The organism is Paraconexibacter sp. (genome assembly GCF_059438195.1).
In genome coordinates this window covers 1-19,046 of record NZ_JBLKKY010000075.1, presented here as the reverse complement: position 1 = coordinate 19,046, position 19,046 = coordinate 1, and the positions used below count along the sequence as shown (strand labels likewise).

Genomic DNA, 19,046 nt, shown 5'->3' with positions numbered 1-19,046 from the left:
GCGCTCGCGGCGGGCGAGGCGGACCCGGGACGGGGCGCGACGGACCCGCGCTAGGCGAGCGCCTTGTCGATCGCCGCGAGCACGGACTTGCGGTTCGCGTTGCGCAGCTCGTAGTCGCGCAGCCGGCGCAGCTCCGCCGGGGTGAGCTCGTCGAGGCGACCGGTCACCTGGGCGGCCGTGAGCTCGTCGTAGCCCTCGATCGGCGCCCCCTCCGCGGCGCCGCCCGTACGTGCCGCCCGGCGCACCTTGTCGGAGGCGCCCTTCACCCGCCGCGCCGCGCCTCCCACGTCGCTGCGACCGCGGTCGACGATCTGCTCGAGCTCGCCGATGACGTCCTGCGTCTGCTGCCGGCCGACGCTGAGGAGGCCGTTCACGAGCCGCTCGGCGTCGTCGCGGGTGAGGCGGCCGCGGGCGACCGCGTCGTCCATCATCTCCTGGATGCGCTGGGCGGTGAGGACGACGCCACCCGCGAGGACGTCGCGGAGAGCGCCGATGTTCGACCGCAGCGCCTCGTCGCGCTCCGCCGCCGCGTCGTCCTGCCCGGGTGCGGCCTGCGCGACCGGCCGCCGGCGCCGCGGGGTCGTCTCGCCGCCCGGCTCCGCCCCGGCACGCGACGCCGCGGCGGGGCGGGACGGCGAACCGGCGGGCTTCTTGGGCTGCGACATGACGACTTGACTTCCCTCTCTCCGTGATGACGTCCCCCTGCGACCGTATCCCACCCGGCGCAGGAGGTCGAAACTCGCTACGGCGCCTCCGCCAGGAGCAGCTCGAGGAGCGCCTTCTGGGCGTGCCGGCGGTTCTCCGCCTGGTCCCAGATGCGCTGGCGCTCTCCGTAGAGCACCTCGGCCGTGATCTCCTCGCCGGGGTGCGCGGGCAGGCAGTGCAGCGCGATCGCGGAGGGGTCGGCCTTGTCCAGGAGAGCGTCGTCGATGCGATACGGGGCGAGGGCGGAGCGGCGCGCCTCCGCGGTCTCCTCGTCCCCCATGCTCACCCACACGTCGGTGTAGACGGCGTGGGCGCCGGCGACCGCCTCCGCGGGGTCGTCGGTGAGCGTCGCGCCCGTGCCGTCGTCGAGCTGGTAGCCCTCGGGCGCGGCGACGACGACCTCCACACCGGCCCGGCCGCCGACGAGCGCGAGCGAGCGGGCGACGTTGTTGCCGTCGCCGACGTAGGCGAGCTTCAGCCCGTCGAGGGTGCCGAACGTCTCGCGCAGGGTGAGGAGGTCGGCGAGCGCCTGGCACGGGTGGTGGCCGGCGGTGAGCATGTTGACGACCGGGATCGTCCCCTCGGCGGCGAGCTCCTCGAGGAGCGCGTCGGGACCCGTGCGGACCCCGACGGCCTGGACCATGCGCGAGAGGATCCGCGCCGTGTCCTTCACCGACTCGCCGCGCGAGAGCTGCAGCTCGCCGCTGCGCAGGACGACGGGGTGGCCGCCGAGCTCGGCGATGCCCGCCTCGAAGCTGAGACGGGTCCGCGTCGAGGGCTTCTCGAAGATGAGCGCGACCGAGGAGCCGCGCAGGGCGTCGCTCGACCGCGGTGCGGCCTTCAGCTCGAGCGCGCGCTCGAGGAGCGCGACGATCTCCTCGGCGGTGAGCTCGAGGCCGGTGAGGAGGTGGCGCGGCACGAGGTGGGGAAGGATAGAGAGGCGTGCGCATCCTCACCTGGAACCTCTTCCACGGACGCTCGGTGCCGGACACGCCGCACGAGCTGCTCGACGCGTTCGCCGCGCGCCTCGCGGCGTGGGAGTGGGACGTCGCCCTCCTCCAGGAGGTGCCGCCCTGGTGGGGCGACCCGCTCGCGCGGGCGACGGGAGCCGAGGCGCACGCGGTCCTCACCTCCCGTCACGAGCTGCTCGCCGTCCGTCGCGCGCTCGCGCGACGCCGGCCCGACCTCCTCAAGTCGAACGGCGGCGGGGCGAACGCGATCCTCGTGCGGCCGTCGGCGGGTGGCGTCGCCGCGCACGAGGGCGGGAGGATCCGCACGTGGCCCGAGCGGAGGGTCGTCCACGCCGTCGCTCTGCGGGGTGGCGCGGCCGGCGACTCGCTGTGGGTGGCGAACGTCCACTGCTCGACGGGGCGGCGCGCGCCCGGGGACGTGACGCGCGCGGTGGCGTGGCTCGAGGCCCGCGCGGACGTCCGGAGCACGCGGATCCTCGGTGGCGATCTCAACACGAGGGCGCCGTCGTCCCCCGGTCTGGCGGTCGTCGCGAGCAGCCACGTCGACCACCTCTGCGCGACCGCCGACCTCGCGCCGGCGGCTCCCAGCGAGCGCCTCCCGCGCGAGACCGTCGCCGGCCCGCGGCGCGTCGCGCTGAGCGACCACGCGCCGCTCGCCGTCACGCTCGCCCGCCGCGGCGGGTGAACCGCGGCGCCACAGCCGTCGTAGTAACCGCCATGACCCGCTTGCTGACCGCCCTCCTCGCGACCGGAGCGCTCGCCGTCTTCGCCGGCTGCGGCGACGACGACGATGAGTCGACCGCCGCCGCCCCCTCCGGGACGACGGAGCAGACCGCGCCCGCCGACGGCTCCGGCGGCGCCGAGGCGCCGTCCTCCGGGGAGTCCTCCGGCGGTGACGTCACGATCGAGATGGTCGGCATCCGCTTCATGCCCGAGGACGTCACCGTCTCCCCCGGCGACACGGTCACCTGGGTCAACAAGGACCCCGTCCAGCACGACGCCGACTTCCGCTCCGGGGAGTTCGAGAGCGAGCTCATCGACGAGGGCGACACGATCGAGTACACCGCCGAGGCGCCCGGGACCTTCGAGTACTTCTGCTCGATCCACCCCGGCATGGACGGCACGATCACCGTCGAGGAGTAACACCCCTCCCACCGCGCCTGACGAAGATCACGCCCGGCGTGAGTTTCGTCAGGGGGGATGGGCTCGGACGGCGGCTCAACGTCCGCCGCCCCAGCCGAAGCCGCGCAGCATGAGGAGCGCCTTCTCGCCCATCGTGCCGCGCGACGGCATGACCCCGAGCTGCACCGCCGCGTCGTAGCGGTCGAAGAACCCGCGGATGCGCCAGAGGCGCTCGCGGCTGTCGTCCATCTCGACGTAGTAGATCGCGTGGAGGACGAGGAAGCGCCCGCTCGCCGGAAGGCCCTCGAGCTCGCCCTTGTGCGTCGCCAGGAGCTTCACCGGCGCGCAGGCGAAGCGGCCGTCGTCGCTCCACAGCCGCTGCGCCGAGGTCTCCATGCGCGCGTCCGGGAAGGCGGCCCACAGACGGCGTGCGTGCTCGCCGAGCGCGGCGGGCGACTCGAGCGGCTGCCCGAGCACCGGATCCTCGTAGTGGAGGTCGGCGGCGCAGCACTCCGCGAACGCGCCCGCGTCGTGCGAGGACCACGCCGCCTGGAAGACGTCGAGGACCGCGTCGCTCACGCGTCGAGCCCGGGAACCGAGGTCGGGTCGAAGTCCGGGCGGCCCTCGTCGGGGGTCGACGCCAGCGCGTAGGTGCGGCGCGGGATGCGGCCGGCGAGCCGCGCGAGCCGCCCGCCCTCGACGCCCGCGCGGATCGCGAGCGCCATCGCGACCGGATCCTGGGCGCGGCTCACCGCGCTCGCGCACAGCACGGCGTCGCACCCGAGCTCCATCGCGAGCGCCGCGTCCGACGCGGTCCCGACCCCCGCGTCGAGGACGACCGGCACGCCCGCGCGCTCGACGATGAGCGAGAGGTCGTAGGCGTTGAGGATCCCCTGCCCGGAGCCGATCGGCGACCCGAGCGGCATGACGGCGACGCAGCCCACGTCCTCGAGGCGCCGGGCGAGGACCGGGTCCGAGGTCGTGTAGGGGAGCACGGTGAAGCCGTCGGCGACGAGCTGCTCGGCCGCGGACACGAGCTCGACGGCGTCCGGGAGGAGCGTGCGCTCGTCGCCGATCACCTCGAGCTTCACCCACTCGGTCCCCAGCGCCTCGCGCGCGAGCTTCGCCGTGAGGACCGCGTCGCGGGCCGTGAAGCACCCGGCGGTGTTCGGGAGGACGTCCACCCCGCAGCGCGCGAGGGTGTCGACGAGCGAGCCCTGCGCCTCGGGGTCGACGCGGCGCATCGCGACCGTCACGAGCTCGGTCCCGCTCGCGCGGACCGCGTCCTCGAGCGTGGACATGCGCGGGAACCCGCCGGTCCCCAGGACGAGCCGGGACGAGAAGGTCCGGCCGGCGATGACGAGCGGATCGGTGGCGGTCTGGGTGAGGGGCTCCATGGCGGTCCACCTCAGAGTAGACGGCCAGGAGGGTCGGCTCCCTATCCGCCCTGCACCGCGCCGACGACCTCGATGCGCGCGCCCTCGCGCAGCGTCGTGCTCGCCCACTCGCCCCGCGGGACGACCTCGGCGTCGACCGCGACCGCGACGCCGCGGCCGGACGGATCGACGCCGGCGACCGCCCGGACGACCTCCTCGACGGTGAGGCCTCCGGCGAGGTCCGCGCGCTCCTGCCCGTTGACGACGATCATGCCGCGACCCTTCCGTCGAACCGGCCCGGTGCGAACGCTGCCTCGATCGGGACCGCCCCGGGTGCGCCGGCGAGGCCCGGGGCGACGAGCTCGGCGGTGACGGGAGCCAGCAGCACTCCGGAGCGATGGTGTCCCGTCGCGAGATGGAGGCCGGGCAGCGCGGGATGCTCGCCGAGGATCGGCGCGTTGTCCGGCGTCCCCGGGCGCAGGCCCGCGAGGATGTCGACGAGCGCGAGCTCGAGGACGCCCGGCACGACCTCGGAAGCGTCGCGGAGGAGCTCGTAGGCGGCGAGGGCGGTCGTCTCGGTGTCGAAGCCGCGCTCCTCGGTCGTCGCCCCGAGGACGACGGTGCCGTCGGCGCGCGGGACGAGGTAGCCGGCGTCGAAGCGCACGACGCGGCCGAGGAGGGCGGTCTCGCCGACGCGGCGCTGCTCGGCGGTGGGGCCGAGCCGCAGGAGCTGCCCCTTGACCGGGCGGACGGGGATCCGGACGTCCTCCGGGAGGCCGCCGAGCCGGCCGGACCAGGCGCCGGCCGCGACGACGACCGCGCCCGCGTCGAGCTGCGTGCCGTCGTCGAGCGCGACGCCCGTCGCGCGCCCGGACGCCGTGCGCACCGCGGAGACCGGCGCGCGCTCGCGCACCTCGCCCCCGGCCGACCGGACGGCGGCGAGGAGCGCGGCGACCGTCGCGCGTGGGTCGACGGCGTGGTCGTCCGGCGCGTGGAAGGCGGAGCGGACCGAGGGCGCGAGCGCCGGCTCGAGCCGCCGCGCCTCGGACGGGGTGAGGCGGCGGACGGGCGCGCCGAACCCGTCGCGGATCTCCGCCTCGCGGACGAGCGCTTCGGCGGCGTCGCGGTCACGGGCGACGACGAGCGTGCCGATCTCCCGCAGCTCGCAGTCGATCCCGGTGGTCGCTGCCAGCTCGGCGGCGAACGCCGGCCACAGCTCCGCGCTGCGCAGCCCGAGCGAGAGGAGGGGGCGCTCGCCCGGCGCGGCCTCGGCGACCGGCGCGAGCATCCCGGCGGCGACGTGCGAGGCCTCGGCACCCGCGCGACCGCGGTCGAGCACGACGACCCGGGCGCCCGCCGAGGCGGCGCGCCACGCGACGGCGAGGCCGGGAAGCCCGGCCCCGATGACGGCGACGTCGGCGGTGCGGGACGTTCCTGCCACGGGTACTCATCGTAGAGAGGGGGCGCTGCCGTACCCTCCGAGAGCGATGGTCACGCGCTCCCGCAGCGATCGCGTCGCCCGGCTGCGGGCCGCGCGCCTCTACCTCGTCCTCTCGGACACGCCCCGCGCGGGCGGGCTCGGCGACGTCGTCGCGGCCGCGCTGCGCGGCGGCGCCGACCTCGTGCAGCTCCGCATGAAGGACGCGCGCGACGACGACGTCCGCGCCGCGGCGGCGGTCGTGCGGGCCGAGTGCGTCGCGGCCGGCGCCCTCTTCTGCCTCAACGACCGCCCCGACCTTGCGGCCGAGGTGGGCGCCGACGTCGTCCACGTCGGGCAGGACGACGCGCCCGTCGCGGAGGCGCGGCGCGCCGCGGGCGGCGACGTCCTCGTCGGCGTGTCGACGCACGCGCCGGCCGACCTCGCGGGCGCGCTCCGCGACGGCGCGGACTACGCGGCGGTGGGCCCCGTCCACGCGACCCCGACGAAGCCCGGGCGGCCCGCGGTCGGCCTCGACTACGTGCGGCACGCCGTCGCGCACGCCGGGAACCTGCCGTGGTTCGCGATCGGCGGGATCGACCCCTCGAACGTCGACGCGGTCGCCGAGGCCGGAGCGGCGCGCCTCGTCGTCGTGCGCGCGATCGCCGACGCCCCCGATCTCGCCGCCGCCGAGCGGGCGGCACGGAGCCTGCGCTCCGCGGTCGAGCGCACTCCCCTTCCCGCGGCCGGCCGTGAGGAGGCCCGCGTTGGGTAAGCGCAGCCGGAAGGCGGGCCGGCTCGACCGGCCGGCGCCCCCGCCCGGGCTCGAGCAGGAGAAGGCGCGGCGGGCCTCACCGCAGGACGCCTTCTCGCGCCGCGCCGAGGAGGCCGAGCGGCGCAACGCGGACATCCGCGCGAAGCTCGACCCCCTCGCTCCCGACGAGCATCCGCTCGCCCTCAAGCTCGCGATCGCGACGTGCATCGTCCTCGCGATCTCGAACCTCGTCTTCTACCTCGCCGGGTACGAGCTCGAGGAGGAGGGCAACGCGCTCGTCCCGCTCCTCCTCTTCGAGGCGATCCTCGCGGTCTGCGCGATCGGCATGTACCGGCACCGCTACTACGCCGTGCTCGGGTTCCAGGCGCTGCTCGCCATCACGGTCGTCATCGCCGCGCTCTCGGTCGTCGTCGCGTCGAACGCGTGGGCGCTCATCCTCTGCCTCGCGGTCATCGCGTACGGCGGCTGGCTCTTCTGGATGATGATCCGCGTCATGGCGCGCATCCAGATGCCGGACCGCGCCCGCCCGCGCTGAGCGGCGCCCGTCCCACGGGCCGAGGGTCGGCCGGACAAGTCGCTCCGATAGGCTCGCGCGCATGGCTGAGAGCTCGTTCGACTGCGTCGTCATCGGTTCGGGACCCGGCGGCTACGTCGCCGCGATCCGCGCCGCGCAACTCGGCATGACGACGGCGTGCGTCGAGAAGGACGTCGTCGGCGGGCGGTGCCTCAACTACGCGTGCATCCCCGCGAAGGCGGTGCTCCGCGTCGCCGACATCGCCCAGGAGATCCGCGAGGCCGGCGACTTCGGGATCAAGGTGGGCGAGCCGGAGATCGACTTCGCCGGCGTCAACGACCGCCGGCTCAAGGTCATCAAGACCCTCACCGGGGGCGTGGCCGGCCTCTTCAAGAAGAACGGCGTCGAGTACATCGAGGGGAGCGGCACGCTCCTCGGCGACGGCAAGGTGCAGGTCGGCGACGACGTCCTCACCGCGAAGACGATCGTCGTCGCGACCGGCTCGGTGAAGCGACCGATCCCGGGCACGCAGTTCGGCGGCCGCGTCATCGGGACCGAGGAGGCGTGGTCGCTCGAGGATCTGCCGACGAAGCTCGCCGTCGTCGGCGCCGGCGCGTCCGGCACCGAGATCGCGTCCGCCTACGCGCGCCTGGGCTCCGAGGTGATGCTCTTCGAGGGCCTCGACCGCGTCCTGCCCACCGAGGACGCCGACATCTCGAAGCTCGCGAACCGCGCCTTCAAGAAGCAGGGCATCGACGTGCACACCTCGACCTTCGTGACGGAGGTCGAGTCGCACGACGACAAGGTCACCTTCAGCTACGGCGACGCGAAGGGCGAGGCGGACTGGCTCGTCATCGCCGCGGGGCGCGGCCCCGACGTCGAGGGCCTCGGCCTCGACGCCGCCGGCGTGACGGTCGGCGAGGACGGCCTCATCGAGGTCGACGGGCACGGCCTGACGAAGGCGGCGGGCGTCTACGCGATCGGCGACCTCGTGCGCGGCCCGGCGCTCGCGCACAAGGCGAGCGAGGAGGGCGTCATCGCCGTCGAGCACGCCGCCGGGAAGGACGTCCACCCGCTCGTCTATCCCGACATCCCACGCGCGACGTTCTGCCTGCCGAACGTCGCGAGCTTCGGGCTCACCGAGGAGCAGGCGAAGGAGGCGGGCCACGACGTCGTCGTCGGCAAGGTGCCCTACGGCGCGGTCGGCGCCGGGACGGTCTACGGCGACCGCACCGGCCTCGTGAAGATCATCGGCGACCGCAAGTACGGCGAGATCCTCGGCGGGCACATCGTCGGCGCGAAGTGCACGGAGCTGATCCAGGAGATCGTCAACGTGAAGACCCTCGAGGGCGGCTACCCCGAGCTCGCCCGCCAGATCCACGGCCATCCGACGCTGAGCGAGGCGGTCATGGAGGCCGCGCGCGCCTGCGACGGCTGGCTCATCCACGGGTGAGCGAGCCGTCCCGCCCGCCGATCGAGGTCGTCCAGGCGGGCGGCGAGCCGGCCGCGGACGAGGCGCCTCGCGCGGCGGACGTCCGCTTCTTCTACGACTTCGCGACGCCCGCGAGCTACCTCGCGCTCGAGCGACTCGTCGCGACGCTCGGCGGCGTGCCCGAGCTCGTCCCCGTCCGGCGCCGCGACCTCGCCGACCCGGCTCCGCGACGGCCCGCCGACGACGACGTCGCGGCCCGCAGCGCGCTCGCCGAGCTCGTCGCCGCCCGCGGGCTGCAGCCGCTGCGCTGGCCGGCGTCGTGGCCGTTCGACGACGAGCTCGCGCTCCGCGCCGCGACGTATGCCCGCGGCATCGGCAAGGTCGCCGCGTTCTCGTTCGCGGCGCTGCGGCAGGCCTACGCCGGCGGGGCCGACCTCGAGCAGGAGCAGACGGTCCTCATCGCCGCCGCCGCGTGCGAGATCCATCCTCGCGCCCTCCTCACGGGCATGGGCACGAAGGGGACACTCGCGGCCCTCGACGAGGCGGGCGCCGCCGCGCGCGCCGCGGGCGTCCGCGACCTCCCGACGACCGTCGTCCGGGGTGAGGTCCACGTCGGCGACGAGGGCCTCGAGGCCGCGGCCGCCGCGATCGCGCGGGGCGCGCCGTGAGGGCGAAGGCCGCCTACGACGTCCTCGTCAGCCGCGGCCGCGACGGATGGCACTCGGTCGAGGTCGTCGAGATCGCGAGCGGCGAGGTCGTCCTCTTCTGGGACTGCCCGTCGCGCGCGGCGCGGCGCTTCGAGCGCCGGCTGCGCGAGGACCTCGGCCGGATGGACGACGACGAGTTCCTCCACGCCTACACCGCGGTCCGCGACGTGGAGGACCTGGGCCGCTGAGGGGGGGCGGCGGGGCGTCGGGGGCGCAGCGGGCGTGCCGGGGCGCAGCGGGCGTCGAACGTCGATCCTCACCCCTCCGGGGGGCGCATCGAACGTCGATCCTCACCCCGAAGCCCTCGAACGTCGTTTCTCACCCCCAGGAGGGGGTGCACATCGACGTTCGAGGCTGCCCGGGGTGCAGATCGACGTTCGAGGCCGCGCGACCGCCTCGCGGGGGTGCGGATCGACGTTCGAGGCCGCGCGACCGCCTCGCGGGGGTGCAGATCGACGTTCGAGGCCGCGGCCGCGGGCGGCGGCCGCCACCACCACCGCCCGGCGCTCAGCTGCGCTCCGCGACGCTGGCGAGGCGGCGGACGAGGAGCGCGACGAGCGGGCCGTAGGTCGCTCCGACGGAGAGCTCGACGGGGCGCCGCGCCCGCAGCTCGATCGCGACCTCGCAGCCGCCGCCCGCGCGCGGCTCGACGCGGTGGTCCATGACGACGGCGAGCGGGCCGGGGCCGACCGTCCACTCCCACGCGCGACCGGGTTCGACCCGGCCGATGCGGACGGGGACGCCGACGAGCCCGAAGACGCTCGCGGCGCCGCGAGACCCGGGCTCGACCTCGGGCGCGCCGAGAGCCTCGCCGCCCCGGATGTGGGGCGCCCACTCCGGCCAGCGGGCCGGCCGGGACACGAGCGACCAGGCGACCTGCGGATCGGCGCGCGATGTCGCGGCGAAGCGGAGCACTCCCTCGGGATACGGACGCCGTCGGGACGCGGCCCACTCCGCGGTCCGCGTAGGGTCCGGTCCATGCCCGACGTCCTGCTGCACCGGCTTCCCGAGGAGCTCGAGGAGGGGACCCTCCTGCGCTGGCACCGCGCCTCCGGAGATCTCGTCCAGCGCGGCGACGCGCTCGCGGACGCGGGCGCCGACGCCGCGTTCCTCACGTGCGAGGCGGACGCCGCCGGGACGCTCGAGATCGTCGTGCCGACCGGCGGCGAGGTCGCGCCGGGCGCGGTCATCGCGCGCATCCACCCCGCCGGCCGAGCGGCCGCCGGGACCGCGACGCCGACGGCCAAGGGCGAGGTGACGGTGACCGACCCGACCCGGGCCCAGCAGCAGATCGCCCGCCGCGCCGCCGAGTCGCGGGCGACGGTCCCGACGTACGACCTCGAGACCGAGGTCGACGCGACCGCGCTTCTCGCGCTGCGCGACCGCCTGCGCGACGCAGACCCGTCGCCGACGATCACCGACCTCGTCGTCAAGGCGTGCGGGCTCGCGCTCGCGGAGCACCACGAGCTCAACGCCGGGTATCGCGACGCGCGCTTCGAGCGCTTCTCCCGCATCAACGTCGGCGTGCAGGTGGACGTCCCCGGCGGGATCATCGTCCCGACCGTCTTCGACGCCGACCGCCGCGACGTACGCGAGATCGCGGCGGAGACGCGCGGGCTCATCGCCCGCGCCCGCGAGGGGTCGATCACGCCGCCGGAGCTGAGCGGCGCGACGTTCACCGTGTCGAACCTCGGGATGCTCGGCGTGCGCCGCTTCGCGGCGGTCGTCACGCCGCCGCAGGCGGCGGTGCTCGCCGTCGGCGAGATCGCGCCGCGGGCCGTCGTCCGCGCCGGCGAGATCGTCGCGCGCGAGGTCGCGTCGCTCACGCTCACCTGCGACCACCGGATCGTCTACGGGGCCGAGGCGGCTCGCTTCCTCGCGCGCCTGAGGGCGCTCGTCGAGAGCCCGGACGCCCTCGCGACCTCCTGATCTCGCGCTACGGCGCGAGCAGCGGCTGGCCGCGCCCGTGGAGGGTGTCGATGACGACGCCCACCGTGTTCGTGAGGCCCTGGACGGTGTCTCCGACGACGGTGCCGAGGTCGTCGACGACCTGTCCGACCGTCGGGCTCACCGGCTTCGCGGCGTCGCCGACGGAGCTCACGGTGTCGTCGAGCCCTCCGCCGAGAGCGCTCCCAATGCGGTCGACGCCCTCGCTCGGGGCGGGCGGCTCGGCCTCCGCCTGCGCGCTCCCGGTCCCCGTGTCGTCCTGCTGCACGGTCGGCGTCGGCTGACGCTCGCGGCGCGTCGCGGGCACGGTCGGGGGCGGCGGCGCGGGAGCCGTCGTCGCGGTGGTCTGCGGCGCGGGCGCGGGCCGCTCCTCGCGCGGGCGAGGCTCCGGCTCCTTCGCCTCCGGGACGACGACGGCGGCGCCCGTGGCGTCGAGCTCGCCGCCCGTCTCTGCGCCATCGACGAGGACGGCGGCGCGCAGCGGCGCCGCCGAGGCGTCATCGGACCCGGGCCAGCCGTTGAAGCCGACGACGGTGCTCACGGCGCCGAGGACGGCAGCGCCGACGAGGACGAGAATCGTCCCGGCCCCTACCGACGCCCAGAAGGCTCGTGTCCGCGCCCGCATCACCCATGGTCATCGACCCCCGCGCCGCGCACCTTGAGTCCGACGCCGGAAGGTGGCGCGCAAGCGCTCGTCAGCCGCCGCGCCGGCCGGGGTTGAGCGGACCGGCGATCCGAGCGTTCGGCTGTCGGTCGCTGTCCACGGTGACGCCGGGCGGGTGGACGTCGGTCGACACGATGAGGCAGAGGGCACGGCGCGGGTCGTCGCCGGGGACGCACGTGCGGTAGAGATCGGGCCCCGGCTGCCACGTGTCCGCTGCGGCGAGGTTGCGGCGGTACATCTCAGGCGCCTGCGTCAGGACGAACTGCCGGACCGCGGCGGCCTGGGCGGCGAAGTCGTCCTCCTCCTCCACGACGGCGCCGTGGTGGAGCGTCCCGATCACCGCGAGGAGGACGAGGAACCCGGCGAGCAGCCCTGTCCCCGCGCGGTCGGCGGCCACCTCGCGCGGCAGGTGGGGCCGCCGGCGCCGCAGGAGCCGGCCGGCGAGCGGAGCGCCGACCGCGACGATCGCGAGGTTCGCGAACCCGGCGAAGAGGAGCGCCGACATGAGACGCGTCTCGGTCCCGGCGATCGGGCGGAGGTGGACGAGGACGCCGCCGACGACCGTGAGGACGACGAAGGTCGGCCACATCGTGGCCCCGCGCAGGCGCCAGCGCAGCCGCGAGCGCCACAGCGGCTCGACGGGCTCGTCGTCCTCGGGCAGCGGTGCGTCGCCGGCGTCGGTCACCCACCAAGGGTACGAACGCGAACATGCGGCCACGCGCCGCAACACTCCGTTCACGGGTGAAAAAAGTGCCACGGCAACGCACCTTGGGGTGTCGTGCGGTGTCACTGGGGGTATGCGCGGTCCGCTTCGAACGGGTCCGCGCACGGAGACCCCGACACAGGAGATTCCATGTCCCGCAAGGTCCTGACGGCCTTCTTGGCCGTCGTGGCGGCGGCTGTCGCCGTCCCGTCCAGCGCCTCGGCAGGCCAGGCGCTGTACGCGGCGACGGCGGAGAACCGCCTCGTCCTCATCAACAGCTCTGCCCCGGCGCACGCCCTCACCGACGTCGCGATCCGCGGCCTCCCGGCGAACGAGCGGATCGTCGGTCTCGACATCCGTCCCGAGACCGGACAGCTCTACGCGCTCGGCGCATCGAGCCGCATCTACATCGTCAACCCGGCGACCGGCCTCGCCGGCGCCGTCGGCGCAGGCCCGTTCACGCCGCTGCTCAACGGGACGCTCTTCGGCTTCGACTTCAACCCGACCGTCGACCGCCTCCGGACCTCGTCCGACACCGATCAGAACCTCCGGCTCAACCCGACGAACGGCGCGGTCGCCGCGACGGACGGCAACTACGCCTACAAGGCCGGTGACCCGAACTTCGGGCAGAACCCGGTCATCGAGGCCGTCGGCTACACGAACAGCATCGCGACCGCGACGTCCACCGACCTCTTCGGCATCGACACCGCGCGCAACGTCCTCGTGAAGGTCGACCCGCCGAACAACGGCGTGCTCACGACCGTCGGCGCCCTCGGCGTCGACGCCCAGAGCCCGGCGACGTTCGACGTCGGCGTCAACGGCACCGGCTACGCGGCGTTCAAGGTCCCCGGCCAGACGACGCCGGCGCTCCACACGATCAACCTCGCGAGCGGTGCGGCGACCGCGGCGGCCGGGACCCGCTCGGTGATGGGCCGCAACGTCGTCGCGATGGCGGCCGCCGGCACCCTGCCGGACGACAACACGAAGCCGGACGTCTCGATCTCGCTGTCCTCGACGCAGCTCGAGACGCGGCTGAAGCAGAACGACGCCGTCCAGCCCGGCGTCGCGTGTGACGAGACCTGCGTCATCACGGCGCAGCTCCGCCGCGGCGGCGCGACGCTCGGCACCGGCACCGCCGGGATCATCGGCGCGGGCAAGACGCTCGTGAAGGTCCCGCTCAGCAACACGGCCGTCTCGATCATCAACCGCGAGGGCACCGAGCTCTTCGACGTCCGCGTGACGGTCGTCGACGCGGCCGGCAACACCTACCAGGACACGCGTCAGTTCCGCACGCGTCTCCCCCCGCCCACGAACTAGGACGGGAGCCGGCGGCCCGCGTGGCCGCTGAACGACCTGCGGCCCGCCGGCTCACAACGAGCCGGCGGGCCGTCGTCGTTCCGGGCTCAGCCCTCCTCGGAGGCGAGGGCCGCCACGCCGAGCCCTGTCGCCGCGGCCGCCGTGCCGGCGGTGAGGATCGTCGTGACGGCCCCCATCGAGCCGTCCTTGCGGCCGAGGACCGCGCTCGAGACGTCGGTCGCGTCGGTCGCGATCCCGAGCTGCCACCAGAGACGGCGGGACGGGCCCGTCGTCCGCAGCGTGCCGACGCCGAGGACGATGTCCCGGATGCCGAAGAGGCGCGCGAAGTAGGTCGACTGGGGGTTGCCGTCGGGGTCGAAGCCGAAGAGACGGCCGGTGAGGCGCGGCGCGACGAGCGCCGAGATGCCGATCGCGATGCGCAGACCGGCGAGCATGGTTCCTGGTGAGCTGGACATGCGCGCGAGCCTAACCCGCCGAGGTGCTCCCGCCGGGGGCCGGGACCGGCGCTGTCCTACACTGGACGGGATGGCCACTCCGCCCGAGACGACGGAACGCCGCCACCAGACGCGGTCGCGCGCGAATCCCGGCGGCATCGACGTCGTCGAGTTCCTCGGCTCCGAAGGGCTGCCCCTCCGGGCCCGCAAGCCCCCGTGGTTCAAGGTCCCCGCGCCCGGCGGGACGCGGTACCGCGAGCTCAGCGCGCTCATCGAGGAGGAGAACCTCCACACGGTGTGCCGCGAGGCGGCCTGCCCGAACATCGGCGAGTGCTGGGAGCGCGGCACCGCGACGTTCATGATCCTCGGGGACACGTGCACCCGCCGCTGCGGCTTCTGCCACGTGCGCACCGGCAAGCCGACGTGGAACGACCCGCTCGAGCCCGCTCGCGTCGCCCGCTCGATCGCGAAGATGGGCCTGCGCCACGCGGTCATCACCTCGGTCGACCGCGACGACCTGCCCGACTACGGCGCCGGCATCTGGGCCGCGACGATCCGCGAGTGCCGCCGTCAGGCGACGAAGTGCAAGGTCGAGGTCCTCACCCCGGACTTCCGCGGCCAGGAGATGCCACTCGCGAAGGTCATCGCCGAGCGGCCGGACGTCTTCAACCACAACGTCGAGGTCGTCCCGCGCCTCTACCCCGTCGCGCGCCGCGGCTCGACGTTCGAGCGCTCGACGCGGGTCCTGCGCAACGCGAAGCTCATGGGCGGCGACGAGGTCGCGACGAAGTCCGGCCTCATGGTCGGCCTCGGCGAGTCGGTCGACGAGGTCGTCGAGACGCTCGCGCGCCTGCGCGAGAACCACGTCCAGATCATCACGATCGGCCAGTACCTCCGGCCGACGGAGCGTCATCTCCCCGTCGTCCGCTACTGGCACCCGGACGAGTTCAAGGAGGTCGAGGAGCGCGGCTACGCCCTCGGCTTCGACCACGTCGCCGCCGGGCCGCTCGTGCGATCGAGCTACCACGCGGACGAGCACGTGAAGCAGTCCGAGCCCGGGTCCGGCCCGCTCGCCGCGGCGACCGGCTGAGACGCCGCGGCGCCGCCGGGTGTTCCCGCTCAAGGACAACATCCCGACCGACCGGTTCCCGGTCGTCACGGTCGCGCTGCTCGCGATCAACGTCTTCGTCTACTTCGTCCTCCAGAAGCCCGACGGGCTCTTCGGCGGCCCGGACGACCAGATCGTCCTCGACTGGGGCTCGATCCCCTACGAGGTGACGAACCCGGGCGAGGAGTGCGGCTTCGCGACCGGCGCCCCCAGCGGGATCGCCTGCGAGGGCCAGGCGGGCGTGAGCGGCACGCCGCCCGAGCAGCCGCCGTTCTTCGTGACGGTCTTCAGCTCGATGTTCATGCACGGCGGCCTGCTGCACCTCGGCGGGAACATGCTGTTCCTCTGGATCTTCGGGAACAACATCGAGGACTCGATGGGCCGCGCGCGCTTCGTCGTCTTCTACCTCCTCGCGGGCGTCGCGGCGCTCGGCCTGCAGATCGTCATCGACCCCGAGTCGTCGATCCCGACGATCGGCGCGTCGGGCGCGATCGCGGGCGTGCTCGGGGCCTACGCGATCCTCTATCCGCGCGCCCGCGTCCTCACGCTCATCTTCATCATCCTGTTCTTCACCATCGTCGAGCTCAAAGCGGCGCTCGTCCTCGGCGTGTGGTTCATCATCCAGTTCGCCTACGGCGCCCTCGACCTCACCAGCCCCACGGGGGGCGAGGGCGGCGTCGCGTACTTCGCCCACATCGGCGGCTTCGCCTTCGGGATGCTCGCGATCCGCGTGTTCGCGACCCGCGTGAAGGAGCTTCCGTTCGGCGGGGCGAAATACCCCGTGTACTGATCGACCAACGCTGATGGATCCCGCCCACCGCCCCGTCGCCGTCGCCGCGCTCGTCTTCGTCGCGGGCTTCGGCGCGCTCACCGTCGCCGACGTCGTCGACAACGGGCCGACCATCCTCTCGGCGCTCTCGCTCCTCATCCTCGCGATGCTCGGGTTCGGGATCGGGGGCGCCCTGCGCGAGCCCCCCGAGTGATGCGACCGCGCCTGCGCCTCGTCCTCGCGCTCACGCTGCTCGTCCTCGGGGCGATCGGCGCCGGCCTCGCCGGGGCGGGCCTCCTCGACGACCGCGCCGTCACCGGCAGCGCGACCGCGTCGGGTCCCGAGCCGCTGCCGCCGACGCCCGCCCAGCCGGCGAACGGCGCGCTCCTCGTCGACGGCGGGCCCGAGGCGCTGGATGTCCAGCTCGGGGACGGGACCGCGATCGATCCCGTCAAGATCGACTTCAAGCACCCGCCGAAGGCGGGGCTTCTCCTCGACGTCGACACCGGCGAGGTGCTGTGGCGGCGCAAGCCGATGACCCCGCTGCCGATCGCCTCGCTCACGAAGATGATGACCGCGCTCATCGTCTCCGAGGAGGTCGGGCTGCGCGAGAAGGTGACGATCTCGAAGCGGGCGCGCGAGTACCCCGGCTCCGCCGTCGGGATCCTCCCGAAGACGGAGCGCGTGCGGGTCGAGACGCTCCTCAACGCGCTCATGATCATCAGCGCGAACGACGCGGCCGTCGCCCTCGCCGAGCACGTCGCCGGCAGCGAGGAGGCGTTCGTCGAGATGATGAACGAGCGCGCCGAGGAGGAGAACATGACGTGCACGCGCTTCGCCTCCGCGAGCGGGCTCGTCGACGAGGGCGCACAGTCGTGCGCGGTCGACCTCGCCGCGATGGCGCGGCTCGTCCTCGACGATCCGACCGTCGCCGAGATCGTCGAGAAGCGCTACGACAAGTTCCCGTTCCCGGTGAAGGGCGGCCGGCTCCACATGCAGAGCCACAACCCGCTCATCCGGGACGGCTTCCCGGGGGCGCTCGGCATCAAGACGGGTTACACGAACGACGCCGGACGCTGCTTCGTCGGCGCCGCCGAGCAGGACGGCCGGCGCCTCGCCGTCGTCCTCCTCGACGCCGACGACCCCGGCCGCAAGGCGAAGCAGCTCCTGCGCCGCGGCTTCAAGCTCGAGAGCTGACGGGGCGCGGGGCGCCGCGGCGCCGGTCGACGCCTCTGGCGGGTGGCACCTACCGGCGCCCCCTCTGGCCGCGAGAACTCAAAGCGTGTCGCCCGCGAGCCTCGCGTGAGTTCTCGAGGCCGGTCGACTGTCGCGCCGACGTGCGCGGCGCCGCCGCCTCGCTGCCCCGCCGTCTCAGCGTCGCTCCTCGCGCGACGAGAGGCCCGCGGTCGCGTGCTCGGTGACGCGCTCGACCGAGACCGTCGTCGAGTTGAGGGCCGGGGTCTGCGAGAGGCGGTCGATCCGCTCGCGACCGACGAGCAGGTTCCTGTTCACGCCGTGATGGACCGGCGGTTGCGCGCCGTGGGGGTCGAAGACGCCTGACCCCCATCCGTGCGGGACGCAGACCACACCAGGCCGCATGTCGGCGCAGAGGGACGCCGGAAGCTCGATGGAACCGGTCTCCGACGCCAGCCGCACCTGATCGCCGTCGGCGATCCCGAGTCGGTCGGCATCGACCGGGTGGATCTCGGCGACGTTTCCGCGGCCTCGGACGAAGAGGCCAGCGGACTCGTTGAGCCACGAGTTCATCGACTCACGCCTGCGCTTGTTGATGAGGACGAACGGGCGGTCGGCCGACATCGCAGAAGGCGTGCGGAGCGCGCGTCGGCAGTCCTCGAGGAACTCCGGAGGGACGAGACGGATCGCGCCGTCCGGGGTCGCGAGAGCAGCCCGGAGATCCCCGAACCGCGGCTCCGCAAACGCCCACCCGTGAGGGCGGCGGACGATGTCCGCCCATGACACCCGCCATCCCATCGCGACGATCGCCCGCTGGACCCAGCGAGGACCGAACTCGAGCCCAGGCCGGCCGAGCGCTGCTGCGACCCGCCGGGTCGCGCGGATCATCCTGTTCACCCCCGGCTTGGCGAACAGGTTGCGGTCCATCGCGAGAGCGAGCTCGGTGAAGAACCGCCACTCCTCCATCACGCCCTCCGGAGGATCGACGGCCTTCCGCTGGTAGGCGACGTACGGACGTTCCTGCAGCGGCGTGAAGAGCGGGTTGAGCTCCTCCCTCTCCAACCAGTGTGTGCCGGGGATCAGCCAATCCGCGTGGCGATGGCTCTCGCGCTGGACGAGGTCCACCGCGACGAGGAGGTCGAGCGATCCGAAGGCCCGATCGAGGGCGCTGCCATCCGGCCCGGCGACCACGGGATTGCCGAAGGCCATGAGCATCGCGCGGATCTGCCCGGCACCGGGGGTCGTGATCTCGTCGGCGAGCTCCGCGAGCGAGTGGAAGCCCGCCACGGCGGGGAGCCCCCGAAGCCTGGTCCGGTGCGTCGACGGCGGCGTGAAGAGCTTCTCGAGCTTCGGCATGTCCACGATGCCGCGCTCGTAGCGCCGGCCGCCGGGGACGTCGATGCGATCGGTGATGACGTTGAGGACGTGCGACAGCCACTCACCGAGCGTCCCGAACTCGTTGTGCGCGACGCCCGTGCGCGCGACGCACATCGCCGTCCGCGCCGATGAGAACCTGCGGGCGACGTCGCGGATGTCCTCGTGGTCGATGCCGCAGCGGTCGGAGAGATCGTGGAGCGAGAGGTCGGACACGAACTCGCGCAGGCGCTCGACGCCGTCGACCGGAGCTGCGCTCGCGGGCCGGTCCCTCCCCTCGTCGAGGATGACCTTGACCATGCCGAGCAGCAGAGCCCAGTCCTCCCCCGGGAGCACGGCGAGATGGCGCCGCGCGTTCGCGGCGCTGCGGGATCGCCGGGGATCGACGACCACGACCTCCGCGGCCCCGGCGCGTTGCCGCGCGAGGATCCGGTTCCAGCCGTCAGGGCAGTTGTCCATCCACGGAGCAATTGTCAAATGTTGTGGATAGGGCGATGAAGGGTGATCAGGCGGCGAC

The 19,046-nt window shown here is 74.0% G+C and carries 24 protein-coding genes; 13 read left to right on the top strand and 11 right to left on the bottom strand.

The features are described from left to right. Positions 1 to 50: 50 nt before the first annotated feature. Both ACME2J_RS19200 and argF read right to left on the bottom strand, forming a co-directional pair. On the bottom strand, positions 51 to 665 hold the full coding sequence (locus ACME2J_RS19200; protein WP_495546556.1) for a hypothetical protein: 615 nt from the start codon (positions 663 to 665) through the stop codon (positions 51 to 53). A 77-nt stretch (positions 666 to 742) separates the two neighbouring features. Then, on the bottom strand, positions 743 to 1,624 hold the full coding sequence (argF, locus tag ACME2J_RS19195) for an ornithine carbamoyltransferase (protein ID WP_495546555.1): 882 nt from the start codon (positions 1,622 to 1,624) through the stop codon (positions 743 to 745). Between the two features lie 23 nt (positions 1,625 to 1,647). On the opposite strand from argF, the gene ACME2J_RS19190 reads away from it, so the two are divergent. Next, positions 1,648 to 2,361, top strand: coding sequence for an endonuclease/exonuclease/phosphatase family protein (locus ACME2J_RS19190; protein WP_495546554.1), 714 nt, complete (start codon positions 1,648 to 1,650; stop codon positions 2,359 to 2,361). A gap of 32 nt (positions 2,362 to 2,393) precedes the next feature. Then, positions 2,394 to 2,819, top strand: coding sequence for a plastocyanin/azurin family copper-binding protein (locus tag ACME2J_RS19185; protein ID WP_495546553.1), 426 nt, complete (start codon positions 2,394 to 2,396; stop codon positions 2,817 to 2,819). Between the two features lie 75 nt (positions 2,820 to 2,894). Here ACME2J_RS19185 and ACME2J_RS19180 read toward each other — a convergent pair whose 3' ends face one another. From ACME2J_RS19180 to thiO, 4 genes are read right to left on the bottom strand one after another with little or no spacing between them, the layout of a single operon-like run. Further along, on the bottom strand, positions 2,895 to 3,377 hold the full coding sequence (locus ACME2J_RS19180; RefSeq protein WP_495546552.1) for an ester cyclase: 483 nt from the start codon (positions 3,375 to 3,377) through the stop codon (positions 2,895 to 2,897). Beyond that, positions 3,374 to 4,195: a thiazole synthase gene (locus ACME2J_RS19175; RefSeq protein ID WP_495546551.1), complete on the bottom strand. Its 822-nt coding sequence runs from the start codon at positions 4,193 to 4,195 to the stop codon at positions 3,374 to 3,376. Before ACME2J_RS19175 ends, ACME2J_RS19180 begins: the two co-directional genes overlap by 4 nt. A 41-nt stretch (positions 4,196 to 4,236) precedes the next feature. Further along, positions 4,237 to 4,446, bottom strand: a complete 210-nt coding sequence (thiS, locus tag ACME2J_RS19170) for a sulfur carrier protein ThiS (RefSeq protein ID WP_495546550.1) — start codon at positions 4,444 to 4,446, stop codon at positions 4,237 to 4,239. Beyond that, the gene (gene thiO / locus ACME2J_RS19165; protein ID WP_495546549.1) at positions 4,443 to 5,615 is read right to left on the bottom strand and encodes a glycine oxidase ThiO; all 1,173 of its coding nucleotides are present in this window, start codon (positions 5,613 to 5,615) and stop codon (positions 4,443 to 4,445) included. Before thiO ends, thiS begins: the two co-directional genes overlap by 4 nt. A gap of 46 nt (positions 5,616 to 5,661) precedes the next feature. Between thiO and thiE the strand changes: the two genes are divergently transcribed. The 5 genes from thiE (at position 5,662) to ACME2J_RS19140 (ending at position 9,207) form a co-directional block, all read left to right on the top strand. Next, entirely contained in the window at positions 5,662 to 6,366 is a 705-nt protein-coding gene (gene thiE / locus ACME2J_RS19160; protein ID WP_495546548.1) for a thiamine phosphate synthase, read from the top strand. Beyond that, complete coding sequence (locus ACME2J_RS19155; RefSeq protein ID WP_495546547.1) at positions 6,359 to 6,901, top strand: hypothetical protein; 543 nt, start codon at positions 6,359 to 6,361, stop codon at positions 6,899 to 6,901. Before thiE ends, ACME2J_RS19155 begins: the two co-directional genes overlap by 8 nt. Before the next feature lie 61 nt (positions 6,902 to 6,962). Continuing rightward, positions 6,963 to 8,333 carry a dihydrolipoyl dehydrogenase gene (gene lpdA, locus ACME2J_RS19150; RefSeq protein ID WP_495546546.1) on the top strand — a complete coding sequence of 457 codons (1,371 nt, stop codon included), beginning with the start codon at positions 6,963 to 6,965 and terminating at the stop codon, positions 8,331 to 8,333. Continuing rightward, positions 8,330 to 8,980, top strand: a complete 651-nt coding sequence (locus tag ACME2J_RS19145) for a DsbA family protein (protein WP_495546545.1) — start codon at positions 8,330 to 8,332, stop codon at positions 8,978 to 8,980. Before lpdA ends, ACME2J_RS19145 begins: the two co-directional genes overlap by 4 nt. Continuing rightward, positions 8,977 to 9,207 carry a hypothetical protein gene (locus tag ACME2J_RS19140; protein WP_495546544.1) on the top strand — a complete coding sequence of 77 codons (231 nt, stop codon included), beginning with the start codon at positions 8,977 to 8,979 and terminating at the stop codon, positions 9,205 to 9,207. The genes ACME2J_RS19145 and ACME2J_RS19140 overlap by 4 nt, the downstream gene beginning before the upstream one ends. A gap of 319 nt (positions 9,208 to 9,526) precedes the next feature. On the opposite strand, the gene ACME2J_RS19135 is transcribed toward ACME2J_RS19140, so the two are convergent. Beyond that, entirely contained in the window at positions 9,527 to 9,934 is a 408-nt protein-coding gene (locus ACME2J_RS19135) for an SRPBCC family protein (RefSeq protein WP_495546543.1), read from the bottom strand. Positions 9,935 to 9,997: 63 nt separating this feature from the next. Here ACME2J_RS19135 and ACME2J_RS19130 point away from each other — a divergent pair, with 63 nt between their 5' ends. Beyond that, positions 9,998 to 10,948: a 2-oxo acid dehydrogenase subunit E2 gene (locus ACME2J_RS19130; RefSeq protein ID WP_495546542.1), complete on the top strand. Its 951-nt coding sequence runs from the start codon at positions 9,998 to 10,000 to the stop codon at positions 10,946 to 10,948. Positions 10,949 to 10,955: 7 nt separating this feature from the next. Here ACME2J_RS19130 and ACME2J_RS19125 read toward each other — a convergent pair whose 3' ends face one another. Together ACME2J_RS19125 and ACME2J_RS19120 are read right to left on the bottom strand one after the other, a co-directional pair. Beyond that, a complete protein-coding gene (locus ACME2J_RS19125; RefSeq protein ID WP_495546541.1) occupies positions 10,956 to 11,507 on the bottom strand; it encodes a hypothetical protein in 552 nt (183 codons plus the stop codon). A 154-nt stretch (positions 11,508 to 11,661) separates the two neighbouring features. Next, positions 11,662 to 12,315, bottom strand: a complete 654-nt coding sequence (locus ACME2J_RS19120; RefSeq protein ID WP_495546540.1) for a hypothetical protein — start codon at positions 12,313 to 12,315, stop codon at positions 11,662 to 11,664. A gap of 168 nt (positions 12,316 to 12,483) precedes the next feature. On the opposite strand from ACME2J_RS19120, the gene ACME2J_RS19115 reads away from it, so the two are divergent. Next, a complete protein-coding gene (locus ACME2J_RS19115; protein ID WP_495546539.1) occupies positions 12,484 to 13,650 on the top strand; it encodes a DUF4394 domain-containing protein in 1,167 nt (388 codons plus the stop codon). Positions 13,651 to 13,736: 86 nt separating this feature from the next. On the opposite strand, the gene ACME2J_RS19110 is transcribed toward ACME2J_RS19115, so the two are convergent. Then, entirely contained in the window at positions 13,737 to 14,105 is a 369-nt protein-coding gene (locus ACME2J_RS19110; RefSeq protein WP_495546538.1) for a hypothetical protein, read from the bottom strand. Between the two features lie 70 nt (positions 14,106 to 14,175). Here ACME2J_RS19110 and lipA point away from each other — a divergent pair, with 70 nt between their 5' ends. The 4 genes from lipA to ACME2J_RS19090 are packed head-to-tail and all read left to right on the top strand — an operon-like array spanning position 14,176 to position 17,158. Beyond that, entirely contained in the window at positions 14,176 to 15,174 is a 999-nt protein-coding gene (lipA, locus tag ACME2J_RS19105; protein WP_495546537.1) for a lipoyl synthase, read from the top strand. A 19-nt stretch (positions 15,175 to 15,193) separates the two neighbouring features. Continuing rightward, positions 15,194 to 15,982, top strand: a complete 789-nt coding sequence (locus tag ACME2J_RS19100) for a rhomboid family intramembrane serine protease (protein ID WP_495546536.1) — start codon at positions 15,194 to 15,196, stop codon at positions 15,980 to 15,982. A 13-nt stretch (positions 15,983 to 15,995) separates the two neighbouring features. Beyond that, positions 15,996 to 16,175 (top strand): hypothetical protein, encoded by a 180-nt coding sequence (locus tag ACME2J_RS19095; RefSeq protein WP_495546535.1) that lies wholly within the window; start codon positions 15,996 to 15,998, stop codon positions 16,173 to 16,175. Next, positions 16,175 to 17,158: a D-alanyl-D-alanine carboxypeptidase family protein gene (locus tag ACME2J_RS19090; protein WP_495546534.1), complete on the top strand. Its 984-nt coding sequence runs from the start codon at positions 16,175 to 16,177 to the stop codon at positions 17,156 to 17,158. Before ACME2J_RS19095 ends, ACME2J_RS19090 begins: the two co-directional genes overlap by 1 nt. A 174-nt stretch (positions 17,159 to 17,332) precedes the next feature. Here ACME2J_RS19090 and ACME2J_RS19085 read toward each other — a convergent pair. Continuing rightward, positions 17,333 to 19,046: molybdopterin-containing oxidoreductase family protein (locus ACME2J_RS19085; protein WP_495546533.1), on the bottom strand; the 1,714-nt coding region annotated here is incomplete at its 5' end.